Annotated in this window: 15 protein-coding genes; 11 read left to right on the forward strand and 4 right to left on the reverse strand. The window is 47.3% G+C overall.

What is annotated here, in order from left to right; translation table 11 throughout:
- The first annotated feature begins 23 nt into the window (after nt 1-23).
- The gene (gene nagZ, locus BLS69_RS26320) at nt 24-1,742 is read left to right on the forward strand and encodes a beta-N-acetylhexosaminidase (protein WP_091038035.1); all 1,719 of its coding nucleotides are present in this window, start codon (nt 24-26) and stop codon (nt 1,740-1,742) included.
- A 169-nt stretch (nt 1,743-1,911) separates the two neighbouring features.
- Here the strand turns inward: nagZ and BLS69_RS26325 are convergent, their stop codons facing one another.
- Nucleotides 1,912-3,312 carry a serine hydrolase domain-containing protein gene (locus BLS69_RS26325; protein ID WP_091038037.1) on the reverse strand — a complete coding sequence of 467 codons (1,401 nt, stop codon included), beginning with the start codon at nt 3,310-3,312 and terminating at the stop codon, nt 1,912-1,914.
- 268 nt (nt 3,313-3,580) lie between these two features.
- On the opposite strand from BLS69_RS26325, the gene BLS69_RS26330 reads away from it, so the two are divergent.
- From BLS69_RS26330 to BLS69_RS26340, 3 genes are all read left to right on the forward strand, one after another.
- Nucleotides 3,581-5,554 (forward strand): methyl-accepting chemotaxis protein, encoded by a 1,974-nt coding sequence (locus BLS69_RS26330; protein WP_091038039.1) that lies wholly within the window; start codon nt 3,581-3,583, stop codon nt 5,552-5,554.
- 215 nt (nt 5,555-5,769) lie between these two features.
- Entirely contained in the window at nt 5,770-6,963 is a 1,194-nt protein-coding gene (locus BLS69_RS26335) for a DUF2087 domain-containing protein (protein ID WP_091038041.1), read from the forward strand.
- 99 nt (nt 6,964-7,062) lie between these two features.
- Entirely contained in the window at nt 7,063-7,236 is a 174-nt protein-coding gene (locus tag BLS69_RS26340) for a hypothetical protein (protein ID WP_176873052.1), read from the forward strand.
- A gap of 188 nt (nt 7,237-7,424) precedes the next feature.
- Here BLS69_RS26340 and BLS69_RS26345 read toward each other — a convergent pair whose 3' ends face one another.
- Together BLS69_RS26345 and BLS69_RS26350 are read right to left on the reverse strand one after the other, a co-directional pair.
- Nucleotides 7,425-8,921, reverse strand: coding sequence for a monooxygenase (locus BLS69_RS26345; protein WP_091038043.1), 1,497 nt, complete (start codon nt 8,919-8,921; stop codon nt 7,425-7,427).
- 24 nt (nt 8,922-8,945) lie between these two features.
- A complete protein-coding gene (locus BLS69_RS26350; protein ID WP_091038044.1) occupies nt 8,946-9,347 on the reverse strand; it encodes a RidA family protein in 402 nt (133 codons plus the stop codon).
- A gap of 287 nt (nt 9,348-9,634) precedes the next feature.
- Here BLS69_RS26350 and BLS69_RS26355 point away from each other — a divergent pair, with 287 nt between their 5' ends.
- Entirely contained in the window at nt 9,635-10,114 is a 480-nt protein-coding gene (locus BLS69_RS26355; protein ID WP_235193904.1) for a MarR family transcriptional regulator, read from the forward strand.
- A gap of 476 nt (nt 10,115-10,590) precedes the next feature.
- On the opposite strand, the gene BLS69_RS26360 is transcribed toward BLS69_RS26355, so the two are convergent.
- Nucleotides 10,591-12,591, reverse strand: a complete 2,001-nt coding sequence (locus BLS69_RS26360; protein WP_091038046.1) for a methyl-accepting chemotaxis protein — start codon at nt 12,589-12,591, stop codon at nt 10,591-10,593.
- 440 nt (nt 12,592-13,031) lie between these two features.
- Between BLS69_RS26360 and BLS69_RS26365 the strand changes: the two genes are divergently transcribed.
- The 6 genes from BLS69_RS26365 to BLS69_RS26390 all read left to right on the forward strand — a co-directional run bounded on the left by BLS69_RS26365 (nt 13,032) and on the right by BLS69_RS26390 (nt 20,444).
- Nucleotides 13,032-13,736 (forward strand): AzlC family ABC transporter permease, encoded by a 705-nt coding sequence (locus BLS69_RS26365; protein WP_036616527.1) that lies wholly within the window; start codon nt 13,032-13,034, stop codon nt 13,734-13,736.
- Nucleotides 13,727-14,056 carry an AzlD domain-containing protein gene (locus BLS69_RS26370; protein WP_062837141.1) on the forward strand — a complete coding sequence of 110 codons (330 nt, stop codon included), beginning with the start codon at nt 13,727-13,729 and terminating at the stop codon, nt 14,054-14,056. Before BLS69_RS26365 ends, BLS69_RS26370 begins: the two co-directional genes overlap by 10 nt.
- A gap of 358 nt (nt 14,057-14,414) precedes the next feature.
- On the forward strand, nt 14,415-15,221 hold the full coding sequence (locus BLS69_RS26375) for an NAD-dependent epimerase/dehydratase family protein (protein WP_091038047.1): 807 nt from the start codon (nt 14,415-14,417) through the stop codon (nt 15,219-15,221).
- Between the two features lie 302 nt (nt 15,222-15,523).
- Nucleotides 15,524-16,180 carry an SGNH/GDSL hydrolase family protein gene (locus tag BLS69_RS26380; protein ID WP_091038049.1) on the forward strand — a complete coding sequence of 219 codons (657 nt, stop codon included), beginning with the start codon at nt 15,524-15,526 and terminating at the stop codon, nt 16,178-16,180.
- A 300-nt stretch (nt 16,181-16,480) separates the two neighbouring features.
- Entirely contained in the window at nt 16,481-18,472 is a 1,992-nt protein-coding gene (locus tag BLS69_RS26385) for a heparinase II/III domain-containing protein (protein WP_091038051.1), read from the forward strand.
- Nucleotides 18,465-20,444, forward strand: coding sequence for a glycosyl hydrolase (locus tag BLS69_RS26390; protein ID WP_091038053.1), 1,980 nt, complete (start codon nt 18,465-18,467; stop codon nt 20,442-20,444). Before BLS69_RS26385 ends, BLS69_RS26390 begins: the two co-directional genes overlap by 8 nt.
- Nucleotides 20,445-20,589 lie beyond the last annotated feature (145 nt).

Below are 20,589 nucleotides of genomic sequence, written 5' to 3' on the forward strand. Positions count from 1 at the left end.
TTTGTATCGGAGGGAGGTATGAAATGAGTGAGCCAAAAGAGTTATACCAGTTGAAGCTGAAACAGATGACCTTGCGTGAGAAAGTCGGGCAAATGCTGCTTTGCGGCTTTCATGGCACTGAAGCTGCTGGCGATGTGGAACCCTTTCTCCGAAAGTATCCCATCGGTGGCGTAATCTATTTTGCGCGCAACGTTGAGTCGCCAGAGCAGGTAGAGCGGTTATCGTTAGGGCTACAACAGATTGCCAAAAGCAGCGGTAATGTGCCGCTCTGGATATCCATTGATCAGGAGGGCGGCATGGTTGCTCGAATTACCGAAGGGATAACCTTGATGCCTGGACCAATGGCCATTGCCGCTGCCGGTTCCATTGACGATGCGTATCAGGCGGCATATATCAGTGGGTTGGAGCTGAAGTCCATGGGCATTAACATGAACTTTGCTCCGGTATTGGATGTAAACAATAACGCGGCCAATCCGGTCATCGGTGTGCGATCATTCGGGGAATCTCCACAATCGGTTGCAGAATATGGGGCCAGAACCATTGCGGGAATACAGGACGCTGGGATTGCAGCGACAGCCAAGCATTTCCCGGGGCATGGGGATACGGATACCGATTCCCATCTGGACCTCCCGATCATCACTCATAATCGTGAACGGGTAGAGCGCCTGGAGTTGATTCCATTCCGAGCGGCTATCGCCGAAGGTGTCGATGCCATGATGTCGGCGCATATTTATTTCCCTGCACTGGAACCAGAGCGTCTGCCCGTAACGCTATCACAAACCGTATTAAGTGGTCTGCTTCGCCAGGAACTGGGTTATGAGGGCATGATCGTGACAGATTGCATGGAGATGGATGCTATTGCCGTGAACTATGGCACTGTCGATGCAGCCGTAATGGCGGTAGAGGCCGGGGCAGATCTGGTGTTAATTAGCCATACGGCTAAGCTTCAGGCAGAGGCATTTGAAGCGTTGTTAGCAGCTGTGAGGAGCGGGCGGATTAGCGAGAGACGTATTGATGAGTCGGTGAATCGCTTGTTGATGTACAAGGCGAAGCGTGGTTTGCTGGAGAGTGGAATGGGCGGTGCAGGTGATGATGAAGTGAATATTGTAGTATCGAATGCATCATTGCCAAAGGCATCAAACGCTCCTGCTCTATCCAATTGGTCGGAGCGCAACAGTTCTTTACACCAAGAGGTTGCCCGCCGTATTAGCGAGAATAGTGTCACACTGGTGCGCGATCAGCTGAATATGCTGCCTTTGAAGCCGGAACGCACGCTGGTCATAACGGTTGCCACGTCCGTGACGACAATTGCCGACGAACAGTTGACTCAGACGTTTACCTTGGGCTCAGCCTTATCCATTTATGGTCTGGATATTGTCGATCTGACGGTCACACCCGAGGAAGTCGCCATTCGTTCCGCCCGTCTGCTTCAGGCAGCGGAAGCAGATGACATTCGGCAGATTGTGGTGGGAACCTACAATGCGGGAAGCCCCTCCGGCGATCCACAGTGCAGGCTGATTGGTTGGATACAGCAATTGGGTAAACCACTGGCTGTTGTGGCATTGCGAAGCCCCTATGATCTGCTGGCGCTTCCGGATGCCCAGGTCTATGTAGCGGCTTACGAGAGCCGGCCACTTGCCATGGATAGCGTCGCTCAGGCGCTGATGGGGCGCATTCCTTTTGCGGGGAAACTTCCTGTAACATTAAAGCAGACAGATGATGAAAGAGCGGATGTCTCCTAGGCAGTGATAAGAATATGAGTTAATCTGCCTTTTGCAGGATGAAGAAGAGCTGGATTGTGGGCTGAGCTTATACGGAAGTGTGAGTCGTTAAAATGAAAACATATACAGAGCAAAGAGACGATCCTTTAAAGGACCGTCTCTTTGCTCTGTATAAACGATTAATTATGGATTATTGCAATTGCAGTGCTGCTGCTGTTTTGGCCTCAACTTCATCCAAAAGTGAAGTCATGTCCATACCTGCATGGTTGCCGAGCAGGATAATCGTGATATCATCGGACAGATTACGTGAAAAGGCTGTGGCAAACCCGCCACCACTACCGTTATGGAAGACGGTACGGTTTGCGCCATTCTCTTTGAGAATCCAGGCGTAGCCATAGTTTTTATCAGAATAAGGCTCATACATCTGTTCAATCGTATCCTGGCTTAGAATCTTGTCTGTATAGAGCGCACGATCCCATTTCAGCATATCGTCCACCGTGGAATAGATGGTTCCTGAACCGGATTGAGACACATAGTAAGGCGCAGTTACCCATGCGTTATTTTCTTGAACAAAACCACTAATCGTATGCACTTTACGGGAGGCCTCTCCCGAATTTTTCATACCAAGTGGTTTCAGTATCGTCTGTTGCACGTAGTCGGCATAACTCATGCCAGATACCTGTTCAACGACGTATGCGAGCAAAACATAACCGCTGTTGCTGTACAGATAGGCACTCCCCGGTTCGAATTTCAGCGTTTTGTGACGAATCTCTTCTACAGTCTCTTCCATAGAAGTTCCTTCACCCCGACCAAATGCGGATGGCAGACCTGAAGTCTGGGATAACAGCATATGCAGCGTGATCTGATCTCCCTTTGGTATACCAGAGATATACTTGGAGATTGGATCTTGCACATTAATCTTACCATCCTCAACCAGACTCAGAATGGACGCGGCCGTGAAGGATTTGCTCAGCGATGCGATTCGGGTCTTCTGATCCGGGCGATTCAGCGTCTGTTCATCGGCAAGTCCGTAGCCTTGTCTTAGCAGAACTTCACCATCACGCGCGATCAGAGCCATACCTGGATAGTTGATCTCGCGCAGATACGTATCAACGCTGGCAACCTCGCTGTTCAGTAGGCTGACTTGATCGGTTACCATATTCACACTCATCTGACCTGTAGCTGTACGTTGGACTTTGATATCGGCCTTGATTGCATTAGCCATAGCCCGGACAGGTACCATCAACGTACCGTTAACGGTACGTGAATTCACACCTGTAGCCAGATCGACCTTGTTTACCTTAATGGAATTGCTGCCAGCCTGATGGATCAGCTTGTCTCTGCCAACGGTAATGGTAGCCGTCTTGGTGCGATTATCCCATTTCAACGTGCCTTTAACCGATGTGACCACATCCCGTAGTGGAACAAACGTTGAGCCTTTGATTATAAGTGGTGCGTTCTTCCAGGATTGTTGCTCACCATTCACTTCAATGTGAACTGCTTGCGTCGCTTGCGCTGCGGATGCCGTAATACCAGCTTGTCCCAGAATCGGGCCTGCGCACAGGATGAGCGCTAACAGAATGCGGAACATGGATGAATATAACGTGGAAATACGTTGTCTTTCATTTGACTTGCGTAAGATTTGAATCCTCTCCTTCCAATCGTTTCATGAATAGCCAGCTTATGAGCATTGTAAACGATCTCGCGTAGAGGGTCAAAACGATTAAGCGGATATAATCCATATCATCTGATCAGATCATTTAAATTAAATTTGTACTAATTTAGTATCTATACATAATATTTTTACAGCGATTGTCCGATAAAAGGATGGGTGAAGATTATGATGGGGGATAGTTAAAATGAAGAAAAGGATTCGAAATTGGTTTACTTTAACCGTAAAAAAACGCCTGATTGCTGCATTGCTCCTGTTCCTGATAGTACCGAGCATTACCGTGGGATGGTTGTCTTATCAAAAAGCTGCTGACCAGGTTAAAATGGAGATTATTCGTTCCGCACAGGCCAAAACAGAAATGCTTAGTCTGCAGATAAATCAAATGCTCGATATGGAGAAGGATAACGCAGCGCAGATGGCTGCGGGTATTACTTCAAACGATATTATTAATAAATCCCCTGCGCTGCAAAGGCAGATGGATCGGATGTCTCAGAATCATAAGGAACTGGGTGTACTTACCGCAGGTGCCGAAGATGGTAGCTGGATGAAGTCCCCTGAATCCGAGGAACAGAATTATGATCCTCGAGAACGTTCATGGTATACGATGGGTATGTCCCAGGATGAACCGGTAATCTCGGATACGTTCCAGTCGGCTTCGACGGGCGAATGGGTTGTGACCGCAGCGGTCAAGCTGGCTGACGGCAAAGGGGTATTCGGAGCCAATGTCAGTCTCAATCATCTGAAAGAATCCGTTGATCAGATACGTATTGGTAAAGAAGGAAAACTGTACATGCTGGATAACGGGGGTAAATTCCTGTTCCACTACAATATTGAATCCGGTACACAGTCGGATGAAAGCTACATTAATGAGATGTATACGAAGGAAAGCGGAACGGTGAAGTATACATATGATGGTCACGAAGTGGAAGCTGTGTATTTCACGAATCCGGTGACAGGTTGGAAAATTGTTGGTGAGATGGTTCCTTCTGAAGCAAGTGAAGCCGTAAGACCTATTTTGATCCGTTCAATTACAATTGTGGCATCTGCATTGGTTATTGGGTTGATTCTGCTTATTTTCATTATCCGCAGCATACACCGGCCATTGCTGCAACTAACTCAGGCAGCATCCAAAGTAAGCGCAGGAGATCTCACCGTTCGGGTAGGTTTGCAGCGCCGGGATGAGTTCGGACAACTTGGGGAAAGCTTCGATACGATGACGACATCACTGCGCAATGTTCTTGGAGAGGTACATGATACGTCCAGCCAGCTGGCCGCATCTTCTGAAGAGCTGATGGCAAGTTCTGAGCAGACATCCAAAGCCACAGAACAGGTGGCCGAACTGATGCAGGATGCAGCTGCAGGAACGACTTTGCAGAACAATAGTCTTGCTGCTACAGGTCAACTCGTGGGCGAAATGTCCATTGGAGTCAAAGAGATCTCATCAAGTGCTGAAGACACCGCTCGTATCGCTCTGGATGCTTCCACCAAGTCGGAAGCGGGTATGGTTACCGTGGAAGAAGCGGTTACCCATATTCAGCAAGTGAATGACGAGAGCAAAGCCATGTCTGTGGTCATTGAGGATCTGCGCGCGAAAAATGAAGAGATTCTTGTGATTGTGGCCGAGATTACGGCCATTGCCAAGCAGACCAACATTCTTGCTTTGAATGCGTCCATTGAAGCTTCAAGAGCTGGCGAACAAGGGCGTGGATTCGCGGTTGTAGCCAACGAAGTGAAGACACTGGCTCACAGTTCAGGCGCTTCAGCCGAGCGGATTAATGAGCTTATGCATGAGATGCAGGAGAAAACCAATGCGGTGCAATCGACTTTTGCCCGTACGGGAGAAGGTATGGTGAAGAGTTCGCAGATGGTTACAGAAGCGGGCGAAGCGTTCCATAACATTCGTACTGCGGTTCAGTTGGTGGCTGCACAAGCTGGAGAAGTATCTGCGGCTTCCCGTCAAATTGATGGTGGCATGAGTCATGTCAACAAGGCAGTAAGTGATACCATGGTTCTGTCGGACAGAATTGCCTCTGGAACGGAAGATGGATCAGCGGCGGCTCAAGAGCAGTTGGCTACAATGGAAGAGGTTGCAGCTTCTTCGGCAGCATTGTCACGTATGGCTGAAGATTTGCAAAGCATGATTGAACGGTTTAAGTTGTAACAGGGATTGAAATGAGACTGCAGGGTTGCGACCCTGCGGTCTTTTTTCTGTTGAACAAGGGCATCCGTTATGTCTTTAAAAACAGCATCCTTTTCCGTTATATTGACATATAATAAACAAAATTATATTATGTCTATATATAAACAAACAAAATTATAAAATAATTAATTAGTATACGGTTGGATGACCATACAATGATAAAAAGGAGCTTTTACATGAAATCATCGGAATCCTGGTTGCAAACAGCTTCATTGGAAGAGATCAAGCGTGGTTATATGGAGGAGGGTCCCGCCTATATATGTGTCTGCTGCGGTTACAGGACGGAAGCGGGGATTATCTACCCTGAAGAAGGAGTGCTCTATGAGGCAGCCCGTTATATGCGAGTGCATATTGAGAAGGTTCATGGATCGGTATTTGAGTATTTGCTGGAGCTGGATAAAAGCGTAACCGGATTGTCTGATGTCCAGCGTGGATTGCTGGCCCAGTTTTATGAAGGAAAGAAGGATGCTGAAGTACAGAAGGCCCTTGGTATCGGGAGTGCCTCCACGATCCGTAATCATCGGTTTGTATTAAAGGAGAAGGAACGACAGGCCAAGATATTCTTGGCATTAATGGAACTGCTCAAAAGCAAGGATACCCAGGCTCCAGCCGAATGGGTGTCACCGGTGACAAGACATGGACATACGATCCATCCGAACTCATTTGATATTACAGAACAGGATCGGGAAAAGGTGCTAAACAAGTATTTTCCAGAGGGTACTGGCGGTCGGCTGACGACGTTTCATATGCAGCAAAAGCATAAATATATTGTGCTCATCGAAATTGCCAAACGATTCGAGACAGAGCGCAAATATTCCGAGAAACAGGTCAATGAGCTGCTGAAGGAAGTTCATGATGATTACGTGGAAATACGGAGGTATCTCGTCGACTATGGTTTGCTGGAACGTGAGCCAGACGGCAGTCAGTATTGGCTGGGAAGCCACGCAGATCAACAGAGCGCCGAAGTTGGAAAACAGGAGCGCAAAGAAAAGGGGGAGCAGGAGAAGATGAATCGTCGCAAAGAATTGCAGGAACAGGCTAAAGAAGTTAAAACGGAAGCGGGCGTCTACCAGATTCGGAATGAACGTAACGGCAAAGTTTATATCGACAGCACACTGAACCTGAAAACCATTAACGGACAACGTTTTATGTTACAGATGGGTAGCCATCTGAATCGAAGATTGCAGGCTGAATGGAATGAATATGGAGAGACTGCGTTTGTGATCGAGGTGCTGGAGACATTGAAACAAGACGATAACCCGTATTACGATTCCAAAGATGCACTCGCCAAATGTCTGAACCGCTGGTTTGAACAGTTAGAGCCCTATGGAGATCAAGGATATCACGGAGATAAAAAGCAATCGGTTTAACTCCGTTATTCCGGACCAAACCCCTCTTATTCAAGCGAATGCATAGAATTGCTTAATTTTCTCAGGCTTCAGGGATCATCATGAGTTCGAATAATTCTATTGTGCAGTTGGGCAGCTGTAGAGGCTGTAATCGGAGGTATTGTTGTAGAAAGCATCTCGCTAGCATCCGTTGGTTTGCTTGGTGGAGCTTTGGTTGCCATTGGACTGATCCCGGCTATTATTTCATTGTCCCTGCGTCGCCGATCTGCAGCTGCGGAACGAAATGGAGCGTAAAGTACCTTCTTTCTCAGAAATGAAAATACCGCCTGAGCGTTGTTGAATAACGCTCAGGCGGTATTTTCATACTCATGGAGAACATTGCATTGCGTTTTTTTAAGTGCAGCATACCGTGATAGTTCATTCAGACGCCCCAAATACAAGTTCACCCTATGGGAAGTCAGTTGTGCACCTCGAACGAATGACTACACGGTAATGTCTCCGCACCAGCGAGTGATTCCTTCATTTATGGTTTGCATTGGATTTGGATCGGATAGAGGAATCGCCCAGGCAATATGCCCATCCGGCCGAATAAGCGCCGTGTGGACGTCGTTCCAATCCGCGTCAGCCTCAGCCAAAGAGGCATGTACAACTTGAAGGTTGTTATACGATTCCCATTGATCGCTATTCTGTTCATTAGAATGGAAATGCAGCAGAAGAAAAGTACCTTTGTGTAGTAACGGATAGGCGTTGATCAATTGCCCGTCTTTCAGCTTTAAGCTTAGATCCTTAAAACGTTTCCCATTTAAAGGATGGGGAGGCGCTTCGGCGTCTGGAGCATAATGTACATCCATTGCGGAAACTTGTGCGGCGATTTGATAATTTGCCTCCGGTATTTGAATCAGTTTAGCTAACATGCTTCGAAGTTCCGTGATAGGGGGAGTCACGTCCAGAAGCAAGGTTTGGACCTCGGTATTCCGGAGCAAGGCCGTATTCCATGGAAAGCGTTCGGCATGATAACTGTTCAATAGCCAGTCCGGAGCCCAGCCTTTGATTGCTCCTGCAAGCTTCCAGCCTAAGTTCATCGCTTCTTGTAAGCCAACGTTCATTCCCTGTCCACCAGCGGGAAAATGAATGTGCGCCGAATCTCCCGCCAAGAACAATCGACCATTCCGATATCGTCCCGCTTGCCGCGTCGCATTTCCGAAACGGGACATCCATTTCACATCGTTCAATCCCAGGTCGCTTCCGGTCGTACGGATGAGCGATGAACGAAACTCTTCCAATGTAACGGGCTCATCCTTAGAGATGTTACTTCTCTCCATATCGATCATCAAGACCCGATACATATGATCATTGATCGGCATGATGCTGACCAATCCTTTTTCTGTAATCCGGGATATGACACTCATAGGAGCCAAATCAGATAGAATGGCATCCCCCAGAATTGCCGTGAAGGTCGCATCTGTACCTTCAAATGATATATTTGCATGCTTGCGAACCAAACTTCTGGCTCCGTCTGTACCTACCACATAAGCTGATCTTAACGTTGTTTCTCCATGAGGTCCTGCGATCTTAACGTCAACCCCATCCTCATCCTGGTGTACAGATAGAGCCTCAACCTCTCTCCAGACCTCTGCACCAAGGCTAAGCGCCCATTCCTCCAGCACCTTCTCCGTCTCACTCTGCGGTAAAAATAGAGTGTGATTGGAAGAAGAATCCAAAACGGTGAAATCCAAAGGAGCTTCTAATCCGGCGAAATGTCCTCTCGAAAGTAAGCGGCCTTGACTGATTAATTGTGATTTCACTCCACGCATATCTAATATTTCAAGAGTTCGAGGATGTACGGTAAGCGCGCGTGAATAAGGGGTTGTCTCTTTTAATCGCTCAATGACGCAGACCTTTACACCGGCTAATGCCAATTCCCCAGCCAGCATCATGCCGACAGGTCCGCCACCAATCAGGATGACTTCATATTTCATATCAAAACCCTCTTTTCTTATACATTATGGGAAAATCACGATAGCGTCTATTTCGATAAGCCATTCAGGATCGGCTAGTGCTTGAACGCCTATATACGTACTTGCTGTCTTCGGCCAGTTAGGGCCAAACACATGAAATCCTGCCTCAAAAATAATCGAAATCAATTCCGGGTTGTGGTTTACAACAAAAATATTCATTTTTACAATGTACAAGGGATCCGCTCGCACGGCTTCCAATGCATACTTAAGGTTGGTGAACACTTGAATCGCTTGCGCGTAATAGTCCCCTGAACCGACCAATAATCCTGTTTCATCTACAGAAACCTGACCTGAGATGAAAGCCAATTTGGAGGCAGTAGTCACCACGACATGAGAAATTACAGATGTAACCTTATCCGTCAAGGTCTTCGGATTTACGACTTCCATAGGCAGGTATGCTCCATTTCCATATTTTATAAATTTCCTCTTGAAAAGTGGACAAGTATTTCCGTCAAACCTCCTTCATCAATTATTGTTTCGTTAGAACTTTTTTTATTGCCTGTTAAAACAAGTGTGATGAAAATTATATATAATTTTAGTTTCATACGAAACAATATAATTTTACTTAGTTTCTATTTACCATGTCAACCCCAATCCCAATATGGGTATGCCCATATGTTTCTCAGAGAACAATCTATGATATAATAAAACAAATAAGTCGAGGAGCCAGCATAATGATGGATACTGCCAGTAAAAACAAAACGGCCATTCATGAATTTTTCGTTCAGTTTCTTGAGCAAAAAGAGCAATATGAAACCCGAATAACTGCCTCATACCTGGAGGATATCCGGAAGCATATTGAATCAGAATTCAGCTTGAATATGACGGAACTGCACACCATTGCATGCATCGGAGAGCAGGAGCCGATCAATCTCACTTCCATCGCGGAGAGAATCAATTTAAGTAAAGGAAATACCTCCAAGATCGCAAATAAATTACTAAAGGCAGGTTGGGTGCGAAAATCCCAGTTCAACGACAACAAAAAGGAAGTGTATTTTCGGCTAACGCCTATCGGCAAAAAGCTATTTGCTGCTCATGATGAGCTTCATACGAAGGAAAAGCAAAGAATGTACGAATTTTTGGAAAGATATAACGAAAGCGAGCTCGAATTTATTAAACGGCTGTTTGGAGATATGGTGGACTTCTATCGGTAACGTACCCAATAAATTGTTGTACATAGGTTAGACATCAATAACAATTGGGGATACAGTTCAAGTGGGAGGCTGCTTATAATTAATTCATCGGGCGGTCTATTAAAGTGAAGAACTGACAGAAAACAAGACATGCACAAAGTATGCAGAAAACAAAGGAACCGAGGGCAAGAATATTACACGCTTAACCTCGTCCGCAAAATGCAATATTTTAGCGAAGTATTGATCTCAAGTTGAAACACGTTGGTGAACACATCGATGATGCTCATCAGGAAGAAGAAGCGTCCTTCGCCTTCGATCCAGCCATATTTCACGTCCTATCCATTACCAAAATCCCCTCTGCCAACGTGATGGCAAAGGGGATTTTGATGTTACAGACTATTTATTAAATAAGTTGGACTAATCTTCTGTACGAAAGCAGCGATTGGAAGGTTATTCTGTCATCGTAGTGTTAGTGTAAACCATCTTTAGTTCAACGATTACAGCTTGAATTGTTCCACCAGCTTCTGCAGCTTGTGAGCCAGATGGGCAAGGGAATCAGCAGAGGATGATATCTCCTGCATGGAAGCCACTTGCTCCTCCGTAGCAGCAGAGATGTTCTCCGTTCCATCGGCATTGGTTTCCGATATGGCGTGGATCTGATCAATGGATTGCACCACTTCGGCTGTACTTGCAGACATCTGTTGTGAGGCGGCTGCAATGTTCTCAAGCTGATGATTAACGACCCCGACGGCCTCACTAATCTGGGCAAAAGCTTCATCTGCAAACTGAACGGCACGAATGCCGTTGCTTACATCCTGTTGCCCGATCTGTACACTGTGGTTGGCCATTGAAATCTCCTGTTGAATCGCTCCGACCATCTCTACAATCTTCTGGCCGGACAGGCTGGATTGTTCCGCGAGCTTGCGGACTTCGCTGGCAACTACGGAGAAGCCACGTCCATGCTCTCCTGCACGTGCTGCTTCTATAGAAGCATTGAGAGCAAGCAAATTGGTCTGTGCAGCGATATCTGTAATGACAGACACCATCTCACCAATGGATGTGGAATGCTGTTCAAGTCGTCCAGCAGTATCTGCCATACCTTGCACAAAGCGACTGACAGAACTCATCTCCGATACGGCCGTCTGCATGGTAGCATTCCCTTTATCCGCGAGCTCACTTGCTTGCATGGCAGCTTCGGATACTTGCTGTGTGCTATTCGTTACCTGTCCCACACCTCCAGCAAGCTCATTCATTTGCAGTGCCGTATGTTTCAGGCTGCTTGCTTGTTTCTCAAGTCCGGCTGCGGATTCTTCCGTGATCAGGGCGACTTGCTCTGTTGCTTTGGTTGTCTCCGATGAGTTGACTGCCAATTGTGTGGAAGAGGCGGTTAACTCGTCAGCCGTGTGTCGCACGTCCTGAATAACGGTTCGCAAGGATTCACTCATTTTATTGAAGCTGGTGCTCAGCTTGCCGAATTCATCCTGTCCCAATACAGCAACCTCGATGGTCAGATTACCATTACTAATTTCGTCAGATGCCTTCACCAAGCGGTTCAGTGGTTTGGTGATTGATTGCACAATCCAGAAAATAATAATGGAGCTTACCGCAATTGCAATCGCTATAACAATAAGTGTGGTGTATAGGATCGGACGGACAGATGCCGTCACTTCCCCACTGTCGATGACACCAACCACGGTCCAGCCTGTCGTTTCATTGGTGGAGAAAAAGGCGTGTTCCTGGTTTCCATTTAGTGTATAGGTCAGACTTCCGTTTTTCTGTGCAAAAATATCTTTATAGGGTGCCATGGTTCCTTCGGTCCCCGGTTTTTCAGTAGGATGTACAATGATTTTATTGGCATTATCAATGATATAGACATAACCCTTCTCGCCAATCTTGGTGGAATTAACCGTCTTCGAGAGGGCTTCAAGCGACAGGCTGACAGAGACGACACCATGGCCATCCGCTGAGGTCTGAGCTACCGATGCAACAACATTGCCGGTATTGCTTGATAAGTAGGGGGTGATTACGGTAGGGACATCTTTGTTCTGCGTAGCAGCCTGATACCACGGGCGTTCGCGAGGGTCATATCCTTCTTTGTTCACCGCAGTTACAGGGGAGTTAATATACACGCCCTGATCGGTACCGATGGAGGCAAGTTCCACGTCATCATGGGTTTCCTTATACGCGTCGAGCAAGGTACGGATGGTATCTGTCTCGTCACCCTGATTGGGTCCGACATTGCCTGCATCCAGCTGACTTGCCAGGAAATCAACATTTTTGCGTGTTGCACCAATGATCTGGTCAATGGTCTGGTTGAGCACAGTAACATTGCTAATTGCGTTTTCATACATTTTCTCTTCAACCTTGGCATCGGCTGTTTGAAACGAGATAATGCCCAGACTGATTGTGGGAATGAGTAGTACGATGGCAAATGACAAAATCAATTTCTCTCTCATCTGCAGCGTTCTTTTAGCCCCTTGTTTACGAATCTTCTTCATACACATTCCCCCTCTGTGTCATCCAACCATTTCCCTGGTGGATATATCCAATCTGGTAAAGTTTCCAACATTTCCAGAAGTTTCTGGTGCTATCGTATGACAAAATTCGAGTTTATTCAACATTATTTATGCGTTTTGCGAAAATATTTTTTTGATTTTGTAGGTATTTAGGATTACATCTGTTCTATAAAAATTAATCTGTCTCTCCCTTAGTGCACATCTTGTGGTATATTTCTGAATTAATGTGAAGTGAATTTTGCAAAATGTGAAATCCATAAGGCATGTACCTGGTCATGTTGAATACACAAAGAAGTTGTTTTCATGAAGAATGGACCTGGATGGATCTACATCCATATATATCGGTTTATGGGGACAGAAATTGGAGAGGGGTTGTACGGAAGTTGGACCAAAGTACACTACAGATATCTGGACAGGAGGACATGGAAGAGGTCCAGGATCAGGCTACATTCATGCAGGGGGTCAAAGATTGTATCCCAACCCTGCTTGGTTATTTGAGTATTGGGTTTGCGGCGGGTGTCATTGAAATGACCGCAGGTCTGAGTCTGGCGGAAACAGCACTGCTCAGCCTGATTTTATATGCAGGATCGGCTCAGTTCATTGCAGCAGGCATGCTCGCATCGAATGGGTCAGCAGTAGCCATCATGTTCACCATATTTTTTGTGAATCTTCGCCATTTGCTGCTCAGTGCAGCTGTATCGCCGTATTTTCGGCATCTGACCCCGCTTAAAAATATGTGGATTGGTTCATTGCTTACCGATGAGTCTTTCGGCGTGGCAATGACACGTGCGATTGGCAGAGAAAGGCTCAGTGAACGCTGGATGCACGGTCTAAATATTACCGCATACCTGAACTGGTTCGTGGCTAATATGGCGGGAGCATACTTTGGACGCTGGATTACCAACCCGGAACGGCTGGGTCTGGATTATGCCCTGCCAGCGATGTTTATCGGACTGGTTGTACTGCAGTTGGTGCATCGTAAAAACAAAAAAATACACATTAATGTGGCTATTATCGCCGTGGTCTGTGTAATCTTCGCCAGCATGGCTTCACTTGGCAGCATGAGTGTCATTGTAGCTGCGGTCATTGCGGCAACGATGGGAGTGTTCATGGAACGATGGAAGTAAGATGGGATGTATTCTGGATTATTATGGGATCGGCGCTGTTAACATTTATCCCGCGTGTACTGCCACTGATGCTGTTCAGCAAGATACAGATTCCAATGTGGTTGTTACGCTGGCTGGAATATGTACCCGTAGCGGTCATGGCAGCGCTGATTGGTCAGGAACTGTTCATGTCGGACAACCAGTTGGTGCCGATTACGCACAATGCAGCTCTGTGGGCATCCCTGCCTACGATTGCAGTCGCTATCTGGACACGCAGTCTGCTTGGAACCGTATTGGTCGGTATTGTGGCTATGATGATACTGCGATATTGGATCGGATAGTTGAACTAAAGAATATTTACACTAACCACTTCGATGAAAGAACAACCTTCCGATCACTGTTATCCCCAGATTTTTTAATTCACTTTTATAAAGGTGAAAATCTTGTGATAAGCGTATGCTTCCGATGAAGCTTTCTTTCAGAAAGCTTTTAGTCGAGGTTTATGCTTTCGAAGTAGCTTTCTTGCAGAAAGCTTGTAGCTTCGCTTCTTCAGGTTCTTTCTGTCCTCTACGTTCTCGTGTAAATGGCTAGTTCAACTTATATAGGTTGTATTGTAATATCCGGTAATTCCTTTGCCTGATCGGTTAATACTGTTCTATAGAGGACAGATAGCCTATCTGAGCGAAGGGAGCTGGATTCATGAGTGAACTTAAGCGCAAGCTGTTAATTACGGGAGCTGCCGGAGTGATTGGTCGCAGTCTGCTGGAGGGGCTGAGAGCCAAGGGTGCGTATGACATCGTTGCAGCTGATTTGCGTGAAGACGAGGAAGCTGGCATTGTAGCCATGGATGTGACCGATGGGGAACGCCTGAAGGAACTAATGCAGGGGGTTCACACCGTTCTGCACATTGCATGGGCCAAGGATGAGGAAGATTTTCTGGGCAAAGTTCTGCCGATCAATGTAACTGGAGCCTACCATGTGTATGAAGCAGCACGGTTGAATGGTGTTCAGCGGGTGATCTTTGCAAGTTCCAACCATGCGACAGGCTTCTATCCTACAGGTGAAGATATTGAAGTGGATGACCCTTACCGACCGGACAGCTTCTATGGACTTAGCAAATGTTATATTGAACTGCTGGGACGTTATTACGTTGACAAATATGACCTGTCCTCATTCAACATTCGGATTGGAAACTTCTCAGGTGATACATACCCGCACTCGGAGCGCTCGGCTCATATCTGGATCTCACCAAGAGACATGGTCCAGCTCGCTGAGTGCTGTATTGAAGCGGATTCGGATATGAAGTATCTGAATCTGTACGGGACTTCAGCGAATACAGATAATTACTATGATATTGGCTATCTGGCGCAGAAGATTGGATACCGCCCACAGGATGATGCAGCCGAGTTGTGGGAAGAGGCAAAGCTTAGAGGCATACCTGACAAACAGGATGAGACAGCCTATCAGGGCGGAGGCCATGTGGAGAAAGAACCGGAATCTTCATAGATGGGTATCTATATAAGATGAATTAATCATCTACACGATAACGGAGAGGGCAGAAAAAACCTGAAAAAGCGAAGCGTTCGCCTTTATCCTCGGATTTTTCCCTTCAGAAAAAGGGAATCAAAAAAATCTGGGGATAACAGCGATTGGAAGGTTGTTCTGTCATCGTAGTGTCAGTGTAAATATAGTAGTTCAACTTATATAGTGATGAAAACGCTATTTTCTATTGTAGCCGAAAGGGATAAAATGGAGACTGAGGTGTTCAGTGTTTCTATTTTGCACAAGAGGAAGGAACGATTTCAATCATGAGTACTAGTCCATCCGTTATATTGTTTCAGGGAGACTCGATTACAGACGGGGGAAGATCACGCAATGATGATCCGAATCATTTTCTCGGACACGGATATGCGTATCTGATCTCCAGCAAACTGGGTATGGAACTGGCGGGCAAGCAAAAGACCTTCTATAACAGAGGCATCAGCGGGGATCGGGTATCGGATCTGTACGCACGCTGGAATGAGGATACCATTAGTCTGAAACCGGACCTGATCAGCATCCTGATTGGGGTTAATGATGCCTGGCGCACGATGAATGGTGAACCTAGCGGGGTAACGGATCGTTTCGGACGGGCGTATCACCATTTGCTCGAAGAAACTCGGGAAGTGATGCCGGATACGGGGCTGATTTTGATGGAGCCGTTTATTCTGAGAACCGGAGCAACTGCGGAGAAATGGGAAGCCTGGGAAGAGTATATCGGTCAATATCAGAAACTGGCTCAAGGTCTTGCTGAAGAATTCGGCGCGGTGTGGGTGCCATTGCAGCAGACGTTTAATGATGCTCTGAAGCAGGCGGATGCAGCCTACTGGTTGTGGGATGGTGTACATCCAACCGCAGCAGGTCATGAGCTGATTGCACGCCAATGGTTGTCTGTTGTACAGAATTCTCCGCTTGCAATTGTGTAACAACAACAGCGGACAGTTACGATATGGGCAGCAGCATTAAAGGTATTCCGGATTAGTTGAGGATATAAGATAGTTAAGAATATGAGATAGCCATAAAAAGCCTGTGGTGACAGGCAGAATGTAACGGAGAACCTGACGAAGGTTCTTCGTTTTTTTTTGTGTTGGGAAGGAGAAGGACGTAACATCGTGGAAAGGGTTCTAATGGATAATTCTTCAAAAGTGCTATCATATCCGGTAAAATGAAATCGATTACATTATAATATGGATATGACAATCCATTAACGAAGAGTGGTGAATCCAGTGGAAGATTCCATTCACGAAGTCGAAAATGAAAATATAAACCAACGTGGGAATGAGAGCAAAGTATTGAGCTATCTAAGTGCAGACAGACTCTTAGAGAAGTTATCCCGGCCTGAATTGGCTACGTTATACACAGACTTGAAGGCTTACGCTGAACGTGCCTTGAAAGAACCGATGCCTTCCTTGTCATTCCGTCTATATCGACAGTTCAGCGATACGGGTGAGCGCAAAGCATATGAGCAGACTTATTTCGATCGAAGAGGCAGACTTGCTACTGTGGCGATGCTCGCCTTGGACACGGATAGGCCGGATGCACTGCAAGCGCTGGAAGAAATGTTGTGGGACGTGTGTGGTGAGTATACGTGGTGTTTGCCCGCGCATTTGGGTACGGGCGAGATCAACCAGGTGGATGGAAACATCGATCTGTTCGCCGCAGAGACGGTACATATGCTGGCCGAGATTGTGAACATTCACACCGAGCGGCTGGATCGCCTTGTCATAGAGCGGGTAAGGTCTGAAGCAGAGCGGCGAATTTTCACCCCGCTTTACCGGGAGCAACGGAAGTTCCACTGGCAGACAGCGGATCACAACTGGTCGGCGGTCTGTGGTGGCTGCTGTGGCATGGCTGCATTGTTACTGCTCGAGGATGAGTTCACACTACAGGAATCGATCTCCCATACGGTCAGCTGTATGAACGCATTCTTGAGCGGATATGGCGAGGATGGCGGCTGTGCCGAAGGCATTGGATATTGGGTATATGGCTTTGGTTATTTCACCTATTATGCCGAGATGCTTCGTGAATATAGTGAGGGCGAACTAAATCTGCTGACGGGTTCCAAAATAACAGCTATCGCAGCCTTCCCGCTACGAGTTCATCTGTCGGGTGGCACATTCGTGAATTATTCGGACAGTTCCGAACAGGAAGAGATCCCTTCCGGATTGCTTTCCCTGCTCGCATCCCGAGTTGGGTTGCAGGTGGATTTGCCGCTTCATATTCCACTGCTTACTTATGATCCCTGTCATCGCTGGGCTCATCTATTGCGTAACGTGATGTGGAGCGATCCGGCAGTATACGGTGATGAAGGTGCCTCTGCGCAGGCTGAACGGGGATTTATTTTTCAGAATCTGGGCTGGATGATTGCAAAAGGCTCGCTTGATTCTCCGGATACAAAGCGTACAAACGGCGAACCTCTTCAGGTGGCGATTTCCGTCAAAGGCGGGCATAACGACGAACCTCACAACCATAATGATCTGGGTCAGTTCATTATCCATTGCGGTGGTGAGAATATTCTGTGTGATCCAGGAGCAGGGTTGTATACCCAAGCGTATTTTGCGCCAGGCAGAGAGCAGTTGTTACACATCTCGTCATCCGGGCACAACGTTCCGCTCATTGAAGGCCAGGAGCAAAGTTCGGGCCGACAAGCGCAAGCCCATGTGTTAGAGGCAAAGCTGGCAGAGGATGGCGGTGAGCTGAATACAACATTGGATCTGACATCCGCCTACCCTGGAGCAGCTTCACTGGCTTGTTATACGCGCCAATTTCATTGGAAAAGGGCTTCTGGCGGTAGCAGTAGTGGAGTGGAATTGCGTCTGATTGACCGTTTTCGATGGAAGAGCAGGATGGTGTCTTCGGCAGAACCATTCTCTTCAGTGGATGAATCAGATGCAGGATATTCAAGCATTGTGGAGCGATGGATGAGCAGAGTGCAGCCTGAAGTGGTGAAGAGCGGTAACCTTTGCTGGCAAGGTGTACATGGAACGGTCCAGATGGCGTATGATGCGAACCACTGGCAAGTCTTTACGGAGGCAATAGACACAGTTGATCATGACAATATTCCAGTCACATTCTATCGAACCTCACTATCATGGATAGGGCCAGTGGGTGATAACGATCATCGGCTTGAAGGTCATGCCCCACTTGAAACGGTATGTGAAGTACGCTTCATCATTGAACCGAAAATGGGAGAAACCGAGGTGAGCATACATGAGTAAATATACATCTGCGTCCACGTATCCATGGAAAGATGAACTCGAACGTTACCGTACGTTGGCAGAACAAGGGGGCCCCGCTCCGACAGACGGCTGGAATAGGGATCGCAAGTTGGCACTTGTTGAGAGTGTTGTTCGCGCTTACACACCATATCAGAACAGCCATGGTGCAATTATTGATCCGTTCTCGGGTGTGGAGAGATATTATTCTACACCAGCCTATGCGATGGCGGCGGCAGTTCTGGTTGACGCGGGGCGTACAGATCTGCTTGACTCCGCAGCGTCAGCCTTGTCACAGAGCATTGATGCCGTGGTCAAAGGTAGCGCACCTGACAATCACCCTGATTTTTTTCCGGTACTCATGATGAGAGCTTACATGTTGTTGAAGTCATATCTGCCGGAACAAGCGAAGATTTGGGCTGAGGCGCTCAAGACAATCGATCCTGAACAAGATTATGTATTTACGATGAGCAAGATGAACAATCCCAATCGCATGATCAACTGGAACGCGATTATGATCTCTGGCGAATATCTGCGGTGGCATGAACAGCTGGCGAATCAGGGTACTGCGTGGATGGATCGATATCTGGAAGCCTATCATGTACCTCGATTTACGGCACTTGGATTATATCAGGATGGACCGCTGGATCGACCGAATTGTCCATTTTCCTATGATATTGCCACCCGTTATCACCTTGGGGTGATGCTTGAAGCTGGTTACGATGGAACCACTGCCGATACGTTACGTGAACAATTGCGCCATGGTGCCTTCAGCTCGCTACTGACGCTCTCGCCGCTAGGTGAGATTCCACCGCGTGGTCGCAGCTCCCAGCATCAGTGGAATGAAGCTGCCGCAGCTTATGTATGCTCCACACATGCAACGCAGGCTCTGGAGTCGGGAGATCCGGTGATGGCGGGTGCTTTTGCACGTGCGGCCAATCGGTGTTTTGCTGCTGTTGAGCGCTGGAAGATGGATGATGGACGTTTGAAAATCGTGCGCAATGAATACTCGCCAGAAGATCGGCACGGGTATGAAATCTATACTAACCACACCTGTTACAACCTGTGGACGGCAGCAGCGCTGGCCCACGCTTGTCTCAGTGATCCGGGAGATGATGTGGGCGAAGTGTACCTTCCTTCCGAGGTGGGCAGTAGGGTTTTGCAGACGGATGGGTGGTTCGAAACTGTGATTGCTTCCATACCTGGTCAGCAACTGGTATTACACACGGCGATGAATGATCCGTATACGATTCCTGGTTTGGTACGGATTCAGCAGATGGGGTTACCTGGTCTGATTGGTCCGTCCGCTGCCAGCCATGTGCAGGCCGGGTTTACGGAATTTGTCGAAGGGGAGGTCCGTCCGCTCAGCTACTGTCCTGCCTGGAAGACACCAGATGGGGTATGGCACAGTCTTGCAGAGGGGATTCCATCCGGTGGTGCATATGATCGTGACGTTGGATTAGACCCGGCTCAGGGAGGAGGGTCTATAGTGTATGAGAAGGTGGACCATGATACGCGGAATCAAGTGGAGCAGCATCTGGCGGAAAGAGCGGCGGAAGATGTGGTAAACGCCTCGGAAAATTCTTTTGCCGTGACATGGGGTGGTCCATTACCCGGAATTGAAACATTGCGTACTCATTATGTGCAACAGGCAGACTTGCTGACCATAACGTATGAATTCGAAGGTGAGATCGCGGCGGCAGGTGCACTCATTCCGTTGATGTTCCATGATGGTCGTCAACAGGCGGTGATTACGCATACGGATCATAGTGTGCGAACGGAGTATCGGGGGGCATATGTAGAATCCACAGCGCTGGATCAGGAAGCCATTATTCATTTGGGGGAACAGGCTGTGGCTTCTCGTAATGGGTTACTGAAGGAAGCGCGGATTGAAGTGAACGGAGCACGTAGTCTGTCATTTACGATCCGATTGGGCGAGGTTGCACATGAAGGTGTTCAGGTCGAGGATCATTAGATCTCGAAACATCTCGAATCATAGTTAAAAGTGTTATTCGTGGATGATTAGTGATATTTAACGGATAGATATTGTAGTTACGGCGTACGACGCTATAGATAAGTTGAGGATGAGCTGGAGCATCAAGAACGGTGTCCGGTATTGA

It is taken from the genome of Paenibacillus sp. CF095 (assembly GCF_900101225.1).
Lineage (GTDB): Bacteria > Bacillota > Bacilli > Paenibacillales > Paenibacillaceae > Paenibacillus.